This is a genomic window from Psychroserpens sp. (genome assembly GCF_034670085.1).
In the GTDB taxonomy this organism is placed as follows: domain Bacteria; phylum Bacteroidota; class Bacteroidia; order Flavobacteriales; family Flavobacteriaceae; genus Psychroserpens.
On sequence record NZ_JAXMOD010000010.1, the window covers coordinates 53,605 to 75,937 of the forward strand.

The 22,333-nt window shown below is 33.4% G+C and carries 12 protein-coding genes; all 12 read left to right on the forward strand.

The window, feature by feature from the left end; translation table 11 throughout:
- Positions 1-2,088 (forward strand): hypothetical protein, encoded by a 2,088-nt coding sequence (locus VOI25_RS14990; protein ID WP_323789904.1) that lies wholly within the window; start codon positions 1-3, stop codon positions 2,086-2,088.
- Between the two features lie 13 nt (positions 2,089-2,101).
- Positions 2,102-3,787 carry a glycoside hydrolase family 16 protein gene (locus VOI25_RS14995; protein WP_323789905.1) on the forward strand — a complete coding sequence of 562 codons (1,686 nt, stop codon included), beginning with the start codon at positions 2,102-2,104 and terminating at the stop codon, positions 3,785-3,787.
- A gap of 169 nt (positions 3,788-3,956) precedes the next feature.
- Entirely contained in the window at positions 3,957-7,424 is a 3,468-nt protein-coding gene (locus VOI25_RS15000; RefSeq protein ID WP_323789906.1) for a hypothetical protein, read from the forward strand.
- Between the two features lie 8 nt (positions 7,425-7,432).
- Entirely contained in the window at positions 7,433-8,722 is a 1,290-nt protein-coding gene (locus VOI25_RS15005; protein ID WP_323789907.1) for a glycosyl hydrolase family 17 protein, read from the forward strand.
- The gene (locus VOI25_RS15010; protein WP_323789908.1) at positions 8,719-9,738 is read left to right on the forward strand and encodes a glycoside hydrolase family 2 TIM barrel-domain containing protein; all 1,020 of its coding nucleotides are present in this window, start codon (positions 8,719-8,721) and stop codon (positions 9,736-9,738) included. The genes VOI25_RS15005 and VOI25_RS15010 overlap by 4 nt, the downstream gene beginning before the upstream one ends.
- A 58-nt stretch (positions 9,739-9,796) precedes the next feature.
- A complete protein-coding gene (locus tag VOI25_RS15015; RefSeq protein WP_323789909.1) occupies positions 9,797-11,245 on the forward strand; it encodes a glycoside hydrolase family 30 protein in 1,449 nt (482 codons plus the stop codon).
- A 38-nt stretch (positions 11,246-11,283) separates the two neighbouring features.
- The gene (locus VOI25_RS15020; protein WP_323789910.1) at positions 11,284-12,771 is read left to right on the forward strand and encodes an MFS transporter; all 1,488 of its coding nucleotides are present in this window, start codon (positions 11,284-11,286) and stop codon (positions 12,769-12,771) included.
- Positions 12,761-13,645 carry a glycosyl hydrolase family 17 protein gene (locus VOI25_RS15025; RefSeq protein WP_323789911.1) on the forward strand — a complete coding sequence of 295 codons (885 nt, stop codon included), beginning with the start codon at positions 12,761-12,763 and terminating at the stop codon, positions 13,643-13,645. The genes VOI25_RS15020 and VOI25_RS15025 overlap by 11 nt, the downstream gene beginning before the upstream one ends.
- A 73-nt stretch (positions 13,646-13,718) precedes the next feature.
- Positions 13,719-17,021 (forward strand): VCBS repeat-containing protein, encoded by a 3,303-nt coding sequence (locus tag VOI25_RS15030; protein ID WP_323789912.1) that lies wholly within the window; start codon positions 13,719-13,721, stop codon positions 17,019-17,021.
- Positions 17,022-17,229: 208 nt separating this feature from the next.
- Positions 17,230-18,573 carry a T9SS type A sorting domain-containing protein gene (locus VOI25_RS15035; RefSeq protein ID WP_323789913.1) on the forward strand — a complete coding sequence of 448 codons (1,344 nt, stop codon included), beginning with the start codon at positions 17,230-17,232 and terminating at the stop codon, positions 18,571-18,573.
- A gap of 103 nt (positions 18,574-18,676) precedes the next feature.
- Positions 18,677-20,086: a T9SS type A sorting domain-containing protein gene (locus VOI25_RS15040; RefSeq protein WP_323789914.1), complete on the forward strand. Its 1,410-nt coding sequence runs from the start codon at positions 18,677-18,679 to the stop codon at positions 20,084-20,086.
- Positions 20,087-20,210: 124 nt separating this feature from the next.
- A complete protein-coding gene (locus VOI25_RS15045; protein ID WP_323789915.1) occupies positions 20,211-22,325 on the forward strand; it encodes a thioredoxin domain-containing protein in 2,115 nt (704 codons plus the stop codon).
- The last annotated feature ends 8 nt before the right edge of the window (positions 22,326-22,333 follow it).

Sequence of the window (22,333 nt, forward strand, 5' to 3'; positions counted from 1 at the left end):
ATGAAAATAGTAAAGTATGTATTTAGTATTTGTCTTGTAGCAATAACAATTTATAGTTGCTCGCAAGACGATGATAATAACGATTTTGTTGATAGCATTACTGCTCCAACAAATGTGTCTGCAAATGTTGTTGTGACACAAGATAATACTGGTTTAGTTACAATTACACCATTAGGTGAAGGCGTGACTAACTTTAGTATTGGTTTTGGTGATCAATCAGAACCTGAAGAAGGAATTAATCCAGGGAATAGTGTAACTCACACGTATGAAGAAGGTACATATGAAGCTACAATTACTGCAGTTGGATTAAACGGCTTAACAACTACTGTTGCTCAAACCATTGTAGTGTCGTTTCAAGCTCCTGAAAACTTAATGGTAACTATAGAAAATGATGCGGCTGTTTCAAAGCAAGTAAATGTTACTGCGTCTGCTGATTTTGCAATTTCTTATGAAGTAGATTTTGGAGATCCAGCAAATACAGTAATCATGACTAATATTGATGATCCTACATCTTTTATTTATGAAAATGCAGGCACTTATACGATTACTGTAACTGCAATGAGTGCTGCAGTAGAAACTACATCGTATACTGAAGAATTTGAAGTTACTGAAATACTTCAACCTTTAGTTGCAGCTCCAATACCACCATTTAGACAAGATTCTGATGTGATTTCAATGTTTAGTAATGCGTATACACTTGACGTAAATGTAAGTTCTTGGAGATCAGATTGGAGTACAAGTACATTAACCGATCTTCAAATTGAAGGAAATGATACAAAATTTTATGCTGATGCTGATTTTGTTGGTGTAGAATTCTATGGTGCTGATGCAGTTGACGCTAGTCAAATGGATGCATTTCATTTAGATTTTTGGAGTGTCAATGCTACAACTTTCAGAATTAAATTAGTAGACTTAGGTGGTACAGCTACGGAAGCAGAACTTGTTTTTGAAGATCTACCTCAAAATGAATGGGTGTCAATAGATATCCCAATGAGTGATTTTACAGATGCAGGAATGGCATCAATTAATTCTATTCAACAATTAATTTTCTCGGGCTTACCTACAGGTACTTTCGATTTCTTTATCGATAATGTGTATTTCTATAGAGAGGCAACCACAGCGGCAGAAGGTTTAGAAGGGACTTGGAGAATGGCTCCAGTTGCAGGCGCTTTAGGTGTTGGACCTTCAGTAGGAGATATTAGCTGGTTCTCATGTGATGCCGATTGTGTTACTTTAAGAGATTGCTACTTTGACGATACATATATATTTGGGTCTGATGGTTCTTTTACTAACGATTTAGGTGCTCAAAGTTGGACTGAAGGATGGCAAGGTGGAGGAGATTCATGTGGAACTCCTGTAGCACCTCATGATGGTTCAAATCCTGCTACTTATATTTACGATGAGGCTGGTGGCACTGTTACTTTAAATGGAGAAGGAGCCTTTTTAGGGCTTGCGAAAGCCAACAATGCAGGAGAACTTCCAGCTGTTGCAGTTCCTAGCTCTATAACATATAATGTGACATTCACAGGGGCTAATTCTATTGATGTTTATGTGGAATCAGGAGCAGGTGTATTTTGGCAATATAAAATGGTTAGAGACGCCGTAAGTTCTAGTCCAATAGAAGGAACTTGGGTTATGGCACCTGAAGCTGGATCACTTGGTGTTGGACCTTCAGTAGGAGATATTAGCTGGTTCTCATGTGATGCCGATTGTGTTACTTTAAGAGATTGCTACTTCGACGACACATATGTATTTGGATCTGATGGTTCTTTTACTAATAATTTAGGTGCTCAGAGTTGGACTGAAGGATGGCAAGGTGGAGGAGATTCATGTGGAACTCCAGTAGCACCTCATGATGGTTCTAATCCTGCAACTTATGTTTATGACGAAGGTGCTGGTACAATAACGCTTAATGGTGTGGGAGCATTTTTAGGACTTGCAAAAGCAAATAATGAAGGAGAGTTACCATCAGTAGCCGTTCCGAGTTCAATTACATACAACGTTACTTTTGCAGATGCAAATACAATAAACGTATATATTGAATCTGGTTCAGGCGTGTTCTGGCAATATAAACTTGTAAAACAATAAAAGAAAAATTGATATGAAAAATTTTATTAAAATAACAACTTTGATTCTTACTATGGCATTTTTTGTCAATTGCCAGGAGGAAGAAGCAGAAGTAGGAGATATAATTACACCAACTAATTTAGTAATAACTGCAGAGGTTGTAGGAGTTGATGTCGATAATCCATTTGGTGATGGAAGTGGGTTTGTTAAATTCACAGCGTCAGCAGATAATGCATTAAACTATAATATTATGTTTGGTGATGGACAAAATGAAGTTGTGCCATCTGGAGTACATACACATCGTTACTCCATTAGTGGTATAAATACGTATACTGTTGTTGTTAGCGCAACGGGAACTGGTGGAGTTTCTACTACTGGTACGATCGAAATTCAAGTATTTAGCTCATTTGACGATTTAGAGGCAAAAATATTTTTAAGTGGAGGTATTGGTTCTTCAAAAACTTGGTATCCAAAATTAGACCAGGATGGTCACTTAGGAGTTGGACCAACATTAGAACAAGATCTTGGTGATGATGGCAATCTAAATGGACATTGGTTTCCTCAATATGATTCTACTTCTGCCTTTGGAAAATGTGGAAGCGCAGACTCAGACTGCTTTTGTGATTTCAATTTAACATTTGAATTAAGTGCAGATAGTGATTTAACTTTTTCTCAACAAAATAATGGAAATACATTCTTTAATTGGGCTCATGGAGCTGTAGTTGGACAAACGTTTGGAGAATTTTCAGATACATGTTGGGAGTTTGATACCTCTGGTGTTAGTGAGGTAACACTTGCGCCTTCCTCAACAGATTGGTCTCAAATTGCTGATCCAGCTTTTCCAGAACCAAGAGGAACTGTTATGAATTTTACTAATGATGCTTTCATGGGTTACTATGCAGGTGCTTCATCGTATGAGATTTTACATGTTGAAAATGACTTTCTCTATGTAAGGTTTCAGGATGCTATTAATCCAGTTATAGTTTGGTATCAAATGTTTACAACGACACTTCCAGGTCAAGAATTTAATACAGTTTATGATAATTTAGCTTGGTCTGATGAGTTTGATACTAATGGAGCTCCTGATGCTTCTAAATGGACATACGACCTTGGTGCAGGTGGTTGGGGAAATCAAGAATTGCAAACTTATACCAATAATTCAGATAATGTAATTGTTGAAGATGGATTGCTTAAAATTACTGCGATTTCAACTGGAGGTGACAACTATTCTTCTACTCGATTAAAATCTGAAAATATATATGAATTCACTTATGGAAGAGTTGAAGTTAGAGCGAAATTGCCTATGTCGCAAGGTACATGGCCTGCAATTTGGATGTTAGGTGAAGATTATGAAACAAATACTTGGCCTGGATGTGGAGAAATTGACATCATGGAACAAACAGGACAAGATAAAAATAGAGTACTAGCTACTGTTCATCATCCTGCAGTATCGCCAGGAGAAGGAGATAGTGATAGTCTGTTTTTAACAACGTCAACTTCTGAGTTTCATAACTATACTGTAGAATGGAGACCAGATACGATTATATTCTTAGTTGATGATACAGTATTTCACACGGTTGCAAACACACCAGATTTACCTTTTGAAAGTGATTTCTTTTTAATATTGAATATTGCGATGGGAGGAAGTCTTGGAGGAGATATAGATCCAGCATTTACTGAAGACACAATGGAAATTGATTACGTAAGAGTCTATCAATAATTATGTATTCACAAGTATAAATATTTGATTTAACAAAATTAATGAGTTGTCTAAATTAAGTAATTATTTGAATAAGGTTGAGTTAACAGCTTGACCTTTTCAAATTAAATTGAATTTTATAAAACAATAGTAAACTCAAAATAGAAGAGCCCAACCAGTAATAAAAAGAATGAGTATAAACCCAATATATATAGGAAATAAACCTGCTTCATTCCATGATAACGAAGTCAAAGGAGATTTAGTAACCATTGATGGTGAAGTGTATTATAAGATTTCTAACAGTGATAAAATGAGACCATTTTTCATGAGTATTGTTAGTAATTCTAATCATTGGATGTTTATATCTAGTAATGGAGCTTTAACTGCTGGTAGAAAAGATGCTAATAATGCATTGTTTCCATATTACACAGATGACAAAATAACGGAGTCTGCAGAAATTACAGGAAGCAAAACCATAATTCAAGTGCATCTTGACGGTAAAACGTTTTTATGGGAACCTTTTTCAAATACATATGAAGGTGTTTATAACATTAAGAGAAATCTCTATAAAAACAATTATGGGAATAAGGTGCTTTTTGAAGAAATTAATAATGATTTAGGGATCTCCTTTAGATATGAATGGAATTCTAGTAATCAGTATGGTTTTATTAGAAAAGCTAGAATTATCAATAATTCAGATAAAAAGGTTGATGTAACCATACTTGATGGACTTCAAAATATTTTGCCTTATGGTTTGGCTTCAGATTTCCAGAATTCTGCAAGTAATCTTGTTGATGCCTATAAGAAATGTGAATTAGAATCAGATTCAGGTATTGGAATCTTTGCCTTAAGTGCTATTATTGTTGATAAAGCAGAACCTAGTGAAGCCTTAAAATCAAATATAGTTTGGTCGTCAGGATTAGACAATCCTACACATCTCATATCTTCTTTACAGCTAAATAACTTCAGAAAAGGTAAAGACGTTTTTCAAGAAAAAGATATAAAAGCTGAAAAAGGAGCTTATTTTATTTCCAAGAATTTAAGTATTGAGCCTAATAGTGATAACAGTTGGATGTTTGTGGCTAATGTGAATCAAACTATTAGTGCTATAAATGCTATTTCTGAAACAATAAAAAGCAATGTTGATCTTGAAAACCTAATTCAGAAAGACATTGATGCCGGAACAAATCATCTTATTGAACTTGTTGGTGCTTCAGATGGAATTCAGCTTGGCGATAATAAATTAAGAAATACAAGACATTTTGCAAATACACTTTTCAATATTATGAGAGGTGGTATTTTTGATGATAACTATCAAATTGAAAAGGAAGATTTTACAACATATTTTGCAAAAGCTAATAAAAAAGTCGCACACAATAAAAAAGAAGTTTTAAGCGATTTACCAGATGTTTTTGATGTAAATTATATAAAAAAAATAGCAGATTTAGATGAAGATAAAAACTTCAAAAGACTTTGTTATGAATATTTACCTCTAAAATTTAGTAGAAGACATGGTGATCCTAGTAGACCATGGAACAAGTTTTCAATCAACACCCGAAGTGAAGTTGATGGTTCTAAAATTTTAGATTATGAAGGGAACTGGAGAGATATCTTTCAGAACTGGGAAGCTTTAGCACATTCTTATCCGGTTTTTATAGAAGGCATGATTCACAAGTTTTTTAATGCTACGACCTTCGAGGGTTATAATCCGTATAGAGTTACAAAAGATGGTTTTGATTGGGAGGTTATTGAAGAAGATGATCCGTGGTCATACATAGGATATTGGGGTGATCATCAAATCATTTACTTGCTTAAGTTTTTAGAGTTTATTGAAAATCATTATCCAAATAAATTGTCAAGTTGCTTTGCTCAAGACTTGTTTGTATATGCAAATGTACCTTACAAAATCAAGAATTACCAAGACACTTTAAAGAATCCAAAGGACACAATAGATTTTGATAACGAACTAAACGAAAAGATACATTTAGAGAAAGATAGATTAGGTGCCGATGGAGCCTTGTTGACAGATCAAAATTCCTTTATACATAAAGTCAATTTAATTGAGAAGCTATTAGCGACCGTCTTAGCGAAAGTATCTAACTTCATTCCAGAAGGAGGTATATGGCTCAATACACAACGACCAGAATGGAATGACGCAAACAACGCTTTAGTTGGTAATGGAGTTTCAATGGTAACCTTGTATTATCTAAGACGTTTTATAAATTTCTTTGAAGACATAGTAGAAACCTCTTCAGATGAGGCCTATAATGTGTCAATCGAATTAACAACTTTTTTCAATGCCGTAGTAAGTACTTTAAGTGAAACTATTTATGTGCTGTCTAGTAAAATTTCAGACATAGAAAGAAAAACGATATTAGATGGATTAGGAACTGCAGGTAGTAATTACAGAACTCGTATTTATGATTCGGGATTCACTAGCGATAAACATGCTATTTCTAAAGATAGTTTATTAGGGTTTTTCAAGGTATTAAAACAACATTTAGATCATACAATTGCTGCTAATAAAAGGGAAGATAATTTGTATCATGCTTATAACTTAATGACTGTTAAAAGCGATTCTGAAATATCTATTTCCTATTTATCTGAAATGTTAGAAGGACAAGTGGCTGTGTTAAGCTCTGGGTATCTACAACCAAAAGAAGCTCTAAATCTGTTAGACGGTTTAAAAGCAAGTGCCCTTTTTAGAGAGGATCAATACAGTTATATTTTATATCCTAATAAGGAGTTGCCTCGATTTGTAGATAAGAATAATATTCCACATGCATCAGTAGTAAAATCAAAACTTTTGCAACAACTTTTAGCAGATGGTAATACACAAATTATAGAAAAAGATAGTATTGGTCAATATCATTTCAATGGCAATTTTAATAATGCTGATAGTTTAAAAGATGCTTTAAACGAATTACCAAAAGAGAAATACCAATCACTAATTACTATTGAAAGGTCACTTTTGTTAGAAATTTTCGAAGCGCTATTTGATCATAAATCGTTTACTGGAAGATCTGGAACATTTTTCGGATACGAAGGTTTAGGTTCCATTTATTGGCATATGGTTTCTAAACTGCTTTTAGCGGTTCAAGAAAACTGTTTGTTAGCTATAAACCAAAATGAAAGCGAAGAAGTAATCGGAAGATTACTAGAACATTATTATGAAATAAATGAAGGTATAGGTGTGCATAAATCTCCAGAATTATATGGTGCGTTTCCAACAGATCCTTATTCGCATACACCAGCAGGTAAAGGAGCGCAGCAGCCAGGAATGACAGGACAAGTAAAAGAAGATGTGCTTTGTAGGTTTGGGGAATTAGGTGTTTTTGTAAAAAATGGTGTCATATTATTTAATCCGAGATTATTGCGACGTAAAGAGTTTTTATCCGAATCTAAAACGTTTACATATACAGATGTCAACAAAGTTGTAAAAACATTGCAATTAGAAAAAGACTCACTTTGTTTCACCTATTGTCAGGTTCCAATTATTTATAAAATTTCTAACGAAAATAAAATTAAGGTAGTATTGAGTGATGGATCTATTGTAGCATTTCATTCCTTAGAAACAGATATTGAAACTAGTAAAAAACTATTCGACAGAACAGGAGAAGTCAATCATATAATTGTTGAATTAAAAAAAAAACTATAGAGTAAAACATGAAAAAAAGTATAGAAATAGTGACTTGCTTTTTTGTAATAACACTTCTGTTTTCATGTGCTAATAGTGATAAAAATAAAAGTAACGAAAGTATAGTAAAAGATAAATCAAATTTGAACGCAAAAGATATTTTAGGAAATCCAGAGTATTTGGCAATTTCTTATGGAGGATATAGAACGAACTCCAGAGATATACAACCTACCATAAAGGAGCTTAAAGAGGATATGAGAATTCTTAGTGCCATGGGAATTAAGATGCTTAGGACATACAATGTTCATTATGATCATGCTGAAAATTTACTAGAAGCAATTCATCAATTAAATAATGAAGATTCTAGTTTCGAAATGTATGTGATGTTAGGAATTTGGATTGATTGTAAAAATGCATTCTATCGAAATGGAGAGCATCCAGATCATAATCACGAAAGTGAAAGAAATCCAGTTGAAGTAAAAACAGCAGTTGAGTTAGCGAAAAAATATCCAGACATTGTAAAAGTTTTGGCAGTAGGTAATGAAGCCATGGTAAAATGGGCAACAGAATACTATGTGCAACCTGGAATTATTTTAAAATGGGTGAATCATTTGCAAAACTTAAAGAAAACTGGAGAATTATCTAAAGATTTATGGATTACTAGCTCAGATAATTTTGCGTCTTGGGGAGGTCACGGAGAAGAATATCACGTAGAAGATTTAAATAAGTTAATAAAAGCAGTCGATTATATTTCTATGCATACATATGCTTATCATGACACTCATTATACGCCAGATTATTGGATAAACGATGATAAAGAGCGTAGTTCAGATCTGGAAATAATTGAAGCTGCTATGCTAAGGGCAAAACATTATGCGATGTCGCAGTATCAAAGCGTGAAATCATATATAGAAAGCCTGAATATAACCAAACCAATACATATTGGCGAGTCAGGTTGGGCTAGTGTTTCTAATGGGTTATATGGTGCAAATGGATCAAAGGCTACCGATGAATATAAAGCCGCACTCTATTATAAGCACATTCGAGATTGGACTAATAAAGAAGGCTTGTCTTGTTTTTTCTTTGAAGCTTTTGATGAAAATTGGAAGGATGGACAAAACCCTTTAGGTTCAGAAAATCACTTTGGATTAATTACACGTGATGGTCAAGCAAAATATGCGCTTTGGGATTTAGTAGATCAAGGCGTTTTTGAAGGCTTAACAAGAAATGGAAATCCTATTACTAAAACATATAATGGAAATGTGAATGACTTAATGAAAGATGTTCTGGTTCCAAATATTAAAACTACTGTAGAATGAAAAATTATATTGGTATCATTATTATTGTATGTTCATTAGTATCATGTCAAAGTACATCTCAAAGCACTATTGTTTCTGTTAATGGCAGCCATATCGATGTAAATAATACTTTATATACGATAAAAGGTATTTGCTATCATCCAGTTCCTAAGGGAAGTCCAAACAACAGAAGTTGGGCAACTTTGACTCAAGATTTAGCTTTAATGACAGAAGCTGGTATAAATACAATAAGAGTTTATGAGCCTATTGATGATATTAAAGTTTTAGATGAAATTGATCAAGCTGGCATCAAGATAATTATTGGTTTTGGATACAATCAAGGTGGAAAAAATGACATAAAATCAGGAACATTTATCGACTATGTAAATAAATATAAAAGCCATAACGCTATCCTGATGTGGGAATTAGGTAACGAATATAATTACCATCCAGAATGGTTTGGTGACGATATAAAAAATTGGTACAAAGAAATGAATGATGCTGCAGCTTTAATTCATTCTGAAGATTCAAATCATCCAACGACCACAGCTCATGGCGATTTGCCAGATGCTTTGGCACTAGAAATGAGTCCAAATATTGATGTTTGGGGAATGAATGTTTACAGATGGGATAATCCTGAACCAATATTCAAACAATGGAAATCGGTAAGTTCTAAACCAATGTACTTATCAGAAACAGGAGGTGATAGCTATATGAAAATCACTAAAGCAGGCTATGAACAAGGCGAAAATCAAAAAGCGCAAGCAGATGCCGCTAAAAATATATTAAATAAGGTGTTTGACAATCAAGACATTTGTTCTGGTGTCACTTTGTTTTCGTTTACTGATGGTTGGTGGAAAGCTGGAAACAATGATGTTCAAGATATTGGTGGTTATGCACCTAACAGTACTGGAATCCCTTATGATGGTGCTCCAAATGAAGAATATTGGGGAATTGTTGATATCGATAGAAAAAAGAAACTGGTTTTTGATGTTCTCAAAGAGAAGTACTCAAGCCTAAGTAAAACAAAAAAATAAAAAGAAGCATATGAATATATCTAAGCAAATGATATGCATTCTCTTAGTATTTACAATAATGAGTTGTACAAAAAAAGAAGAATCTTTAGTAGTCGAAGTTTACGAAACGTCTGCCAAAGGCAATAAATTAACAAAACTTACAACGTTTCCTACTGGTGAAAATGTGGATACAATTCAATTAAATCCAGAAAAAACGTATCAGAAAATTACTGGTATAGGTGGCTCATTTACAGAGTCTTCAGCATCTTTACTACAACGTTTGAGTAAAGAGAATAGAGCAAAAATAATTGAAGCTTATTTTGGAGAAACTGGAGCTCGCTATTCATTAACAAGAACGCATATTAGTTCTTGTGATTTTTCATTAAATAATTATACATATGCGCCCACTGAAGGCGATGTTGAGATGATTAATTTTTCTATTGATGAAGACCGAAATGATTTAATTCCTATGATAAAAGATGCCATGGCTATATCTAAAGACGGATTTAAAATTGTTGCTTCGCCTTGGACTGCACCACCTTGGATGAAAGATAATAAAGCTTATGTAGGTGGAAAATTATTGCCAGAATATTATGATGCATTTGCATTATTTTTCTCAAAATATCTAGAAGCTTATAAAACTGAAGGCATAGATATTTGGGGATTAACTCCTGTTAATGAGCCTCATGGTAATGGGAATAACTGGGAAAGTATGCACTTTTCACCTAAAGAAGAAACAGATTTTGTGCAGAACTATTTAGGTCCAAAATTGGAAACTAATGGCTTTGGACATATAAAAATTCTTGGATATGATCAAAATCGAGCTGGTATCAAAGAATGGGTTGATGAGATGTTTAAAGATGAAGCATCTTCAAAGTATTTTGCTGGTACTGCAATTCATTGGTATGAGAGTACATATGATTACTTCCCAAAAGATTTACAGTATGCGCATGAAAAGGCACCTAATAAATATTTAATTGAAACTGAAGGGTGCGTAGATTCGGAAATTCCAAAATGGAAAGATGACAAATGGTACTGGTCAAAAGAAGCTACAGATTGGGGCTGGGATTGGGCTTCCGAAAAGGATAAATATTTGCATCCAAAATATGCTCCAGTACATAGATATGCTAGAGATATTATTGGTTGTCTAAACAATTGGGTAGATGGTTGGATCGATTGGAATATGGTTTTAGATAGACAAGGTGGACCTAACTGGTTTGAAAACTGGTGTGTGGCTCCAGTGATTGTTGATCCAGATAATGACGACGTCTATTTTACACCAATTTATTATACAATGGCGCATTTCAGTAAGTATATACGACCAGGAGCCATGAAAATTGGGACTCAAAATTCTAATGAAAGCATTATGGTTACTGCTATTAAAAATCCTGATGAGTCTATTGTGGTGGTAATTTTTAATGAAGAAGCAATACCAAAAAATTTCAACCTCAAACTTAATAATAAACAGATAGATCTAAATATTGATGGACAAGCAATACAAACTATAGTTATTCCTAGTTCGAAATAAATAGAATATTGATATAACCATTTTTAAAAACCTTAACTATGTCTACAGACAATACTAAAGTACCATTTGCTCAAAAAGTAGCCTTTGGAATTGGAATGTTTGCCAATCAAATGTTTCCTGCTTCTATGGGGATTTTTATGGTAGTTTTAGTACAAGATCTTGGGTTTCCAGGTTGGATGTGGGGCGTAATCTTCTTTTTGCCCAGAATTTTTGATTCTATCACAGATCCAATTATGGGATTTATTTCAGATAATACAAAATCAAAATGGGGAAGACGTAGGCAATATGTGTTAATCGGAGCCATAATCATGGGGATTTCATTTTCAATTTTATGGCAATTGCATAGAGAAAATGGAATAGATTATAATTTTATGTATTTCATCATATGGTCATTTGTGTTTTACTTAGGATTAACAATTTTTAGTGTGCCTTATGTGGCCATGGGATATGAAATGAGTGATGATTTTCATGAACGAACTAACATAATGGCTGTTGCGCAATGGATTGGACAATGGGCATGGGTAATTGCGCCTTGGTTTTGGGTAATCATGTACGATCAAGGTTGGTTTGATTCTGCAGATATAGCAACGAGAACAATAGCTATTTGGGTTGGATTATTTTGTATGGTTTGCGCCATAGTACCTGCTGTTTTTATTAAAAGTAAATCTACTGTAAATGAAGATTATTCACCCTTAACTGCAAAAAACATAGGTAGTAGTTTTAATAGTATTATAAATGGGTTTCATGAAGCCTTTAAAAACAAACCGTTTAGAAAATTATGTATTGCCACATTTTTGGTGTTCAATGCATTTAATACAGTAGCAGCTTTTACATTCTTTATCGTTGTATATTATCTATTTAATGGTGATGCAGGCGCTGCCGGAATATGGCCTACACTTTTTGGAAGTTTAGGTGCTTTAGCTACTACGTTTTTAGTCATTCCAATTGTAACTAGAATGTCTAAAGTTATGGGAAAGAAAAAAGCGTTTTTAGCGTCCCAAAGTATTTCAATTTTAGGATATATTTTACTTTGGTTTCTCTTCATACCAGGAAAACCTTATATGTTCATTTTTGCATTGCCATTCTTTTCTTTTGGAATAGGTAGTTTATTTACCCTTATGATGTCGATGACAGCTGATGTAATTGACCTAGATGAATTAAATACTGGATTACGTAGAGAAGGTGTTTTTGGAGCAATTTATTGGTGGATGGTGAAATTCGGATTTGCAATTGCTGGTTTATTAAGCGGCTTAATTTTATCTATGATTGGTTTTGATGCAGACGCTTCTACTCAGTCTGATAACGCCATAATAGGCTTACGATCATTCTTTTCAGGATTACCAATATTGGGAACATTAATTGCAATTTTAGTAATGCGTGGCTATGATTTGACTGAAGAACGAGCTCACGAAATTAAAGTTGAATTGGATAAAAGAGCTAATGACAAAGTTCTTGATGGTAATAAGTCATCGAGACACAAAAGAAACAATTTGAAATCTAAAAAAGAAAAGGATAATGTCGGTTAGAGCGGGAAAAATAATGGCATTAGCTGGAGAAGCTCTTGCGAATAAATCAGATAAAGAATTACAAAATTCATACAACGACATTTTAAAAAAAGGAATGCATGGTTTGTGTTTTAGTCCTTATGAGGAAGGACAAGAAGCTGGTGACCAAATTTCTGAAGCACAAATTCGTAGACGAATGGAAATCATTAAACCATATACTAAATGGATTCGAACATTTTCGTGTACAGATGGTAATGAAATAATTCCACGCATAGCCCATGAATATGGCATTAAAACACTGGTTGGGGCATGGCTAGGTGATGATGATGAAATTAATAAACGCGAAGTTGCTGGTCTTATCAAATTGGCCAAGGAAGGCTATGTAGATATTGCAGCTGTCGGTAATGAAGTTATGTATCGAGGCGATTTGAGTGAAGATGAATTATTAGATTTTATGAATGAAGTTAAGCGAGCAATACCAGAGATTCCAGTCGGTTATGTAGATGCTTATTATGAATTTACAGAAAGACCTAGAATTACAGAAGCTTGTGACGTTATTTTAGCCAATTGTTATCCGTTTTGGGAAGGTTGCCCATTAGAGTATTCACTCTTATATATGAAAGAAATGTTCGCTCAAGCAACTTCTGCAGCTAACGGAAAAAAAGTCATTGTTACTGAAACAGGTTGGCCAAATTTAGGAACAAGTTTTGAAGGGGCTCATCCTTCGTTTAATAATGCAATGAAGTATTTTATCAATGCACAACAATGGTCAAAAAGCGATCAAATCGATATGTTCTATTTCTCATCATTTGATGAATCATGGAAAGTTGGAGCCGAAGGTGATGTTGGAGCATATTGGGGAATTTGGGACAAAGATGAAAAATTAAAATTTTAGTTATTTCACAATTAATAAACCGGTAAATAACTATTTTTTTCAATATATTATATTCAATTAATTCACATTGAAAATGAAAAATTACACATTAAATATTCAATATCTAGTTGTATTTCTAGTCATCGCGACAATGTTTAGTTGTCAAAATGAACCACAAAGAGATTTATATCCTGAAGAATTAATTGGTTCTCTTGAGTTATTACCTCAAGAAAAAACTGGAATAGATTTTAGTAATACTATTACTGAGTCTACTTATTTTAACCACTACTATTATAGTCAAATGTATGTTGGCTCTGGTGTTGCTATAGGTGATTTAAACAATGATGGATTACCAGATGTCTTTTTTGGCGGAAATCAGGTTGCAGACAGATTATACCTAAATAAAGGGAATTTACAATTTGAAGACATCACTAAAAAGTCTAAAGTTGCGAAAAATTCGGGATGGACTTGGGGAGTTACTATGGCAGATGTCAATGCCGATGGCTATCTAGATATTTATGTGAGTAGAAACGGAAATTCTGATAAACCCGAAGATCGCAGAAATCAATTATATATTAATAATCAAGATTTAACATTTACAGAGTCTGCTCTTAAATACGGCTTAGGTGATTATGGTTTTTCTACGCAAGCTGTATTCTTCGATATGGATAACGATGGTGATCTCGATATGTATCAAGTCAATCAAATAGCAGATAAAAAATTATTACTTATTAATAAAATTCCTAGAGATCAGTTTAAATTTTTTAGGGATAGAATATACAGAAATGACAACGGTAAGTTTAAGGATGTATCTGAAGAAGTCGGCATTACAAGAGATGTGGCTTACGGATTAAGTGTAAATGCAACCGATTTCAATAATGATGGCTGGATGGACTTGTACGTAGCAAATGATTATGCTGAGCCCGATTTTATGTATTATAATAATGGAGATGGAACCTTTACAAATGTAATTAATGAAGAATTAAAGCATATAACCCAATTAAGTATGGGATCTGATACTGGTGATATCAATAATGATGGCTTACTAGACTTAATCACAACAGACATGACTCCTAATGACCATTACCGTTCTAAAACGAATATGGCTTCAATGAGTACTAAAGCATTTAATGCTATGGTCGACGCTGGTGCTCATCACCAATATATGACTAACACATTACAGATTAATACTGGTTTAGGTGGCTTTTCAGATATTGCAAATATGGCTGGTGTTTCTTTTACAGATTGGAGTTGGGCTAGTCTTCTTGTCGATTTAGATAATGATGGATGGAAGGATATTATTATTTCCAACGGAATAAAAAAAGATGTTGATAACAATGATTACAGAAATAAAGTTCAAAATTTAAGCAAAGACGCTACTGCTGAAGATTTGTTTCAGTTAAGTAAGGATACACCTTCACAACCCATTTCTAATTTTGCATATAGAAACAAAGGAAATTTGGAATTTGAAAAAGTTACTGAAGATTGGGGTTTTGATACGCCAAGTTTTTCTAATGGAATGGCTTATGGCGATTTAGATAATGATGGTGATTTAGATATTATTACTAATAATATTGATGCGCCTGCTTTTGTGTACGAAAATAAAGCAACTGGTAATTTTTTGAAAATTAAAATTGAAGGTTCTGGAAATAATAAATTCGGAATTGGAGCCAAAGCTATTATTCATCATAATGGCAAAATGCAAATGGCTGAAAATACAGTTACTCGCGGTTTTATTTCTTCGGTTGAACATGATTTGTTTTTCGGTTTAGGAAAAGATATTGAAGTTGAAAAAATTGAAGTCTTCTGGCCAAATGGAAAGGTTAATACATTCGAGAATATAGGTGCAAATCAAGTGATTGTAGCTAAACTTGATAATGCAAAACCATTTTCAAAAGAAACCAAAACTGAAGCGACTTTTGTTACGCACATAAAATCAAACACTCTTGGAATTGATTATAGTCATAAAGAGAATGATTTTGACGATTTTAAAGAGCAAATACTTTTGCCTCATAAATTATCACAAAACGGACCGTTCTCTGCGGTTCAAGATGTTAATGGTGATGGCTTAGAAGATCTCTTTATTGGTGGTGCTTTAGGTCAGAGCGGTATACTTTATTTGCAACAAGACAATGGTCAATTTATTAAGAGCTTGTCAGAACCATGGGAGAAGGACAAAGCTTCTGAAGATATGGGATGCCTTTTTATTGATGTAGATGGTGATAAAGATTTTGATCTATATATCGCTAGTGGTGGAAATGAATATGCGAATGGAAGTCCGCAATTAAAAGACAGACTATACATTAATGATGGGCAAGGTAATTTTACTAAAAAGGCAAGTGCTTTACCAGGAATTGCAGAAAGCTCGCAATGTGTTAAAGCTTCAGATATTGACAATGATGGTGATTTAGATCTTTTTGTAGGAACTCGACTAATTCCAGGTAAATATACATTTCCTGCTAGCAGTTATTTATTGATTAATGATAATGGGAATTTTAAAAAATCTGAAACAGAAATCGCTCCTGCTCTTAATAATATAGGCATGGTGACTGATGCTGTTTTTACAGATATAGATAACGATAGCGACGAAGATTTAATGTTAGTAGGTGAGTGGATGGAAATCATTGTGCTAACCAATAATGAAGGTGTTTTTCAAAATGATTCTGAAAAATTTGGACTTAACGATACGCGAGGAATTTGGTGGTCAATAACAGCTAGTGATTTAGATAACGATGGAGATGATGACTATATCATTGGTAACCTAGGTAAAAACAACAAGTTTAAAGCATCTGTAGAACATCCTTTTAAAGTTTATGCTAACGACTTTGATAATAACGGAACTAACGATGTAGTACTAGCAAAGTTTTATAAAGATGATTATGTACCCGTTAGAGGTAGAGAATGTACAAGTCAGCAAATGCCGTATGTCTCTGAAAAATTTGAAGACTATGATAGTTTTGCATCTTCTAAATTAATTGATATTCTGCCAGAGGATAAAATGAGTGATGCCGTCATTTATGAGATCAAAAGCTTTGAAAGCATTATTCTCATTAATGACAATGGCAAATTAGTGAAACAATCATTACCAAATGAAGCCCAGATTTCACCAATTAAATCTACCATGGTATACGATATTAATAAGGATGGTTTCAAAGATATTATAACGGTAGGTAATCATTATGGTGTTGAAGTTGAAACTACACGTTATGATGCTGGATTTGGTTCTGTTCTTTTAGGTGATGGAAAAACTAATTTTAAATTTATATCACCAAATAAAAGTGGTTTTTATGTGCCTTATGATAGTAGAGATATAAAGCAATTGCATTTAAAAAATAAAAGTGTAATTGTTGTTACAAATAACAATGACGACCTAACTGTTTTTGACATGAAGCAATAATGTATGATTTGTACAGGTGTATTTTATATAACTATACTTTAAGTTTAAGATTGTAAATTATTGATTATCAAAAATTTGATACTATAAAAGTGTTGTGCTATTTGTTTGAATCATTTCACTCTGTATGGTTTTTGTATAGGTGAGTTTAACAGTAATATTCAATATAATTCATTTTATTGCATGTATTAATAACAAATTCCTAAAAATTATGAAAAAAATTACGTTTTTATTATGTCTTCTAATTGCTTCAACTGGATTTTCTCAGGTGGTTTTAGAAGATTTTGAAGCTTTACCTGCGAGTGGCTTTGAAGGCTTTGAAGGCTTAGGTGGTGCTAACATTGTAGCCAACCCAAGTGTAGACGCTAACAATCCATCTGCGACCGTTGGTGAATTGATTGTTGTCGATGCAGGTCAACCATGGCAAGGAGCTAACCTAGTGATGCAAACAAATTATTTGGATGTAACTACTCCTGTTACTCAAACAGTAGATGTTGATGTATACTCTCTTAGTGCATTTAATATGTTAGCTAGATTAGCAGATGCTCAATCTGGTGCTACAGAGTCTGCTGCTGATGTTTCTCATACAGGTTCAGGTTGGGAAACTCTTACCTTTACGTTTAACCAAGCGTTAGATGCAACTGGTGTTGCAAATGGTGAATATGGTATTATAGCGTTCTTTCCAAACTGGAATGGAGCTGGATGGCACGATCCTGAAATTGAAAGAACAGTCTATATAGATAATTTAACTGGTTTTGCTGGTGACGTAGTTGTTGTTCCTCCTGCAGATCCTGAAGCGGCTCCTTTGCCGACTTCACCTGATGGAGAAACGTATAGCATTTATAACGATACAAATGGTTATACTACTTTTTTCCCATTTGCTTATGACTTTGGAACTTTAGGTGGTGAGCCTGATTTAGATCCAGGTGCAGGAACTAATTTAGCATATAAATTTGATTTTGGCTTTGCAGGTTATGGCGTTGGAGAAGGTGGACCTGATGATGTTACTGCTTATGATTTTGTATCCTTCGATTATTGGGCTTCTGATCCAACACCAGGTTTTAGATTTGTTCTAATTAGTAATGACGGAGCTGTAGTAGAAAGTAGTTTTGAAGTAGGTACTGATGTTGCACTTACTAAAGGTGCTTGGACCAAGGTTGTAATCCCAATGTCTTACTTTACAAACTTAGGATTTTCTGATGCTCATTTATTCCAATGGAAAGCTGATGCTTTTATGGGGACAACAGATCCAAATTCTATTGTTTATATAGATAATATTTTACTTACAGTTAATGATCCTTCTTTATCGCTTAACGATTTTGAGACGGCTCAATTTAAAGTATATCCTAACCCAGCTTCAGATAAATGGAATGTAACAAGCAATTCTATTTTAAATTCAGTTGAAGTTTATGATGTCTTAGGAAAACAAGTAATTTCATTATCACCTAACACTAATGATGTAGTAATTGACGCTTCTAATTTAAATCCAGGAATGTATTTTGCTCAAATCAATGGAGCTAATGGATCTAAAACAATAAAACTAATTAAAGACTAATTAAGCTAGCGTTCTTTGATTAATAGTATAAAAAGCGTGCTTAAATCGTAAGCACGCTTTTTTTTGTCCATTTTAATTTTTAGTTAAAAAAACATATATAGTTATGAAAAAAATTACACTTTTATTTAGTCTTTTAATAGCATCTTCAGGTTTTGCACAAGTTAATTTAGAAGATTTTGAAGGAACAACAGGCTTTACGGCAGAAGAAGGTCTTTCACAAGCTAATGTTGTTGCAGATCCCTTAGATGCTGGAAACACCGTTGGTGAAATTATATCTTCTTCAATGGCAGATCCATGGCAAAACGCCAGATTAATTATGCAGGATAATTTTATGGATTTAACGTCTAATGTTACCGTTCAAGTCGATGTATATTCTACAATGTCTTTTACGATGCTTGCAAAAGTTGAAGATAATGCACAAATGCCTGCTTCAGAAGCATCTGGAGCTCAACAGAATTATGTGACTGGTAGTGGTTGGCAAACATTGACTTTTACTTTTGATCAAGTTGTAGATAATTTGGCTCTTGCAAATGGTGAATACTCATTAATAGGCTTTTTCCCTAATTGGGCAGGTAATAACTCTGGAAATAATGGTGTAAATAATGATTGGAACAATTCACAAGATTTTGCAGTATATATTGATAATATTACTGCAGTACAAGGTATGGCGTTGCCAGAAACGTGTACTGATGGTGAACAAAATAATGAAGAGACTGGTATAGACTGTGGTGGACCAAATTGTGAACCTTGTCCTCCGGAACCTGCTCCAATTCCAAATGTACCAGATGGGGAAACTTATAGCATATATAATGATACTAATGGTTATACTACAGCGTTTCCTTTTGCATATGACTTTGGAACTTTAGGTAGTGAGCCAGATTTAGATCCAGGAGCTGGAGAAAATAAGGCTTTGAAATTTGATTTTTCATTTGCTGGATACGGACAAGGTGAAGGTGGACCAGATGATGTGTCTGCTTATGGTTTTGTGAATTTCATGTATTGGGCTGCACCTGGTATACCTGGTTTTCAATTTAGAATGATAAGTAATAATGGCGCTGTTCAAGAGTATACTTATGAAATTGGTACGCAAGAAACTATTGTAACTGGGCAATGGGTTCAAGTATCAATACCAATGACATATTTCACTAATTTAGGATTTTCAAGTACTAACTTTTACCAATGGAAATGCGAAGCATTTATGCAAGTAGTTACCAACCCAGGAACTGTTTACATAGATAACATTATTCTTACTTCCAATGCATTATCTATTACTGAATATGATACGACTGAATTCAAAATTTATCCAAATCCTACAACTAGTGATTGGAATGTTATAAGTAATGCAATAGTAACGTCAGTCGTAGTATATGATATTTTAGGAAAGCAGGTAATGGTTTTATCACCAAACACGACTAATCTTACTATAGATGCGTCTTCATTAAATTCAGGAATGTATTTTGCTGAAATCAACGGAGTAAAAGGATCTAAAACAGTAAAACTTATTAAAGAATAAGATTGATAGTATCTTATATTGATAGTGATAAAAGCGTGTTTATATTTTTAAACACGTTTTTTTTTAATAAAATTTCACCTTATAACTAAAGACCATTTTCACTATATTGATAAAAAATTTGAAATTGAAAACATTTGTCTATTCATCATTACTTTTAATTCTGTTTTGGAGTTGCTCTAATAAAAATAATTCTGCAATTACTGAAGACAAACCATTTACGAATGACTTAATTAATGAAACTAGTCCGTATTTGCTTCAGCATGCATATAACCCTGTAGATTGGAAAGCTTGGAATTCTAAATCGTTACAATTAGCTCAGGAAAAAAATAAATTGATTATTATTTCTGTTGGTTATTCAGCATGTCATTGGTGCCATGTTATGGAAGAAGAGAGTTTTGAAAATGATTCAGTTGCAAAACTCATGAACAACAATTTTATCAATATTAAAGTGGATAGAGAGGAACGTCCTGATGTTGATCAAATTTATATGAACGCTGTTCAATTAATGACTGGAAGTGGTGGTTGGCCTCTAAATTGTATTGCTTTACCAGATGGTAGACCCGTTTTTGGTGGTACATATTTTACAAAAACGCAATGGACAAAAATTCTTGAAGATATGTCCGACTTGTATAAAAATGATCCAGACAAAGTAATTGCTTATGCCGAAAAGTTAACACAAGGAGTTAAAAATTCGGACTTAATCACCTTAAATAAAGAAGGTGTACAGTTTACAACTGAAACGTTAAAACGAATGAAAGAATCATGGATGCCAACCCTAGATTTTAAAGATGGTGGACAAAAAAATGCTCCCAAATTCCCAATGCCAACGAATCTCGATTATCTTTTCAGATCTAGTTTTCAAAATGACGACTTAGAACTTCAAAATTTTGTTGAATTAACCTTAACCAAAATGGCCAATGGTGGAATTTATGATCAAATTGGTGGTGGTTTTTCGAGATATTCAGTTGATGAGAGATGGCATGTACCACATTTTGAAAAAATGCTTTATGATAATGCCCAATTAGTAAGTTTGTATTCAAAAGTCTATCAGCAAACAGGTAACGAAGCATTTAAAACGGTAATAATAGAAACATTAAATTTTATAGAACATGAGTTAACAAATGATGAAGGTGCTTTTTATTCATCTATAGATGCCGATAGTGTAACTAAAGATGGTGAACTTGAAGAAGGCGTCTTTTACACATGGACTAAAGAAGAATTGCAATCTATTTTAGGAAATGATTTCGATCTTTTTAAATCCTATTACAATGTAAATGCCAAAGGAAAATGGGAAAATAATCACTATATCTTATTTAAAACCCAAACTGATGAGGAGTTCATAAAATCAAATTCTATTACACTTGTAGATTTAAATACTAAGGTTTCAGATTGGAAATCAAAACTTTTAAAGGTGAGAGCTTCTAGAAAACATCCTAGAACAGATGATAAAGTGCTAACGTCATGGAATGCAATGATGCTTAAAGCATATATTGATGCTTATCGTGTTTTAGGAGACCAACAGTATCTAAATAGGGCAATAAAAAATGCAAATTTCATTAAGAAGAAACAATTATCTAAGGATGGATCTTTGTTTCATAACTATAAAAATGGCGTGAGTACTATTGATGGTTTTTCAGAAGACTATGCGCACACTATTGCTGCTTTTATAGACCTATACCAGGTGACTCTAAATGAAGACTGGTTGCAGTTAGCAAATGAAATAATGACCTATACCATTGCCCATTTTTTTGATAAAGATAATGGCATGTTTTACTTTACATCAGATACGGAAACTAACTTGATAACAAGAAAGATTGAAGTTTATGACAATGTGATTCCGTCTTCAAATTCGGTTTTAGCACATAATCTATTCAAATTAAGCCATTATTATTCTAATAAATCTTATGATGACAAGGCAAAGCAGATGTTGAGTAATATGGTTTCTGATATTAACAAATCACCTTCAGCCTATTCAAATTGGTTAAATCTGTATTTGAATTATTCAAATCCGTATTATGAAGTTGCAATTTCTGGTAGTAACGCTAGAGAAAAAATAAAGCAGCTTAACAATCATTATGTTCCAAATATATTAGTAGCAGGAGCAACACAGGAAAGTGAAATCCCAATTATGAAAAATAGATTTATAGATGATGACACTTATATTTATGTTTGTGTAAATGGTACATGTAAATTGCCAGTATTAGAAATTGAAAAAGCTGTCAATCAACTTTTAAAGTAAAAAATAAT

Coding starts and splice junctions, on each gene's coding strand:
- VOI25_RS14990 (WP_323789904.1), top strand. CDS start 1: ATGAAAATAGTAAAGTATGTATTTAGTATTTGTCTTGTAGCAATAACA.
- VOI25_RS14995 (WP_323789905.1), top strand. CDS start 2,102: ATGAAAAATTTTATTAAAATAACAACTTTGATTCTTACTATGGCATTT.
- VOI25_RS15000 (WP_323789906.1), top strand. CDS start 3,957: ATGAGTATAAACCCAATATATATAGGAAATAAACCTGCTTCATTCCAT.
- VOI25_RS15005 (WP_323789907.1), top strand. CDS start 7,433: ATGAAAAAAAGTATAGAAATAGTGACTTGCTTTTTTGTAATAACACTT.
- VOI25_RS15010 (WP_323789908.1), top strand. CDS start 8,719: ATGAAAAATTATATTGGTATCATTATTATTGTATGTTCATTAGTATCA.
- VOI25_RS15015 (WP_323789909.1), top strand. CDS start 9,797: ATGAGTTGTACAAAAAAAGAAGAATCTTTAGTAGTCGAAGTTTACGAA.
- VOI25_RS15020 (WP_323789910.1), top strand. CDS start 11,284: ATGTCTACAGACAATACTAAAGTACCATTTGCTCAAAAAGTAGCCTTT.
- VOI25_RS15025 (WP_323789911.1), top strand. CDS start 12,761: ATGTCGGTTAGAGCGGGAAAAATAATGGCATTAGCTGGAGAAGCTCTT.
- VOI25_RS15030 (WP_323789912.1), top strand. CDS start 13,719: ATGAAAAATTACACATTAAATATTCAATATCTAGTTGTATTTCTAGTC.
- VOI25_RS15035 (WP_323789913.1), top strand. CDS start 17,230: ATGAAAAAAATTACGTTTTTATTATGTCTTCTAATTGCTTCAACTGGA.
- VOI25_RS15040 (WP_323789914.1), top strand. CDS start 18,677: ATGAAAAAAATTACACTTTTATTTAGTCTTTTAATAGCATCTTCAGGT.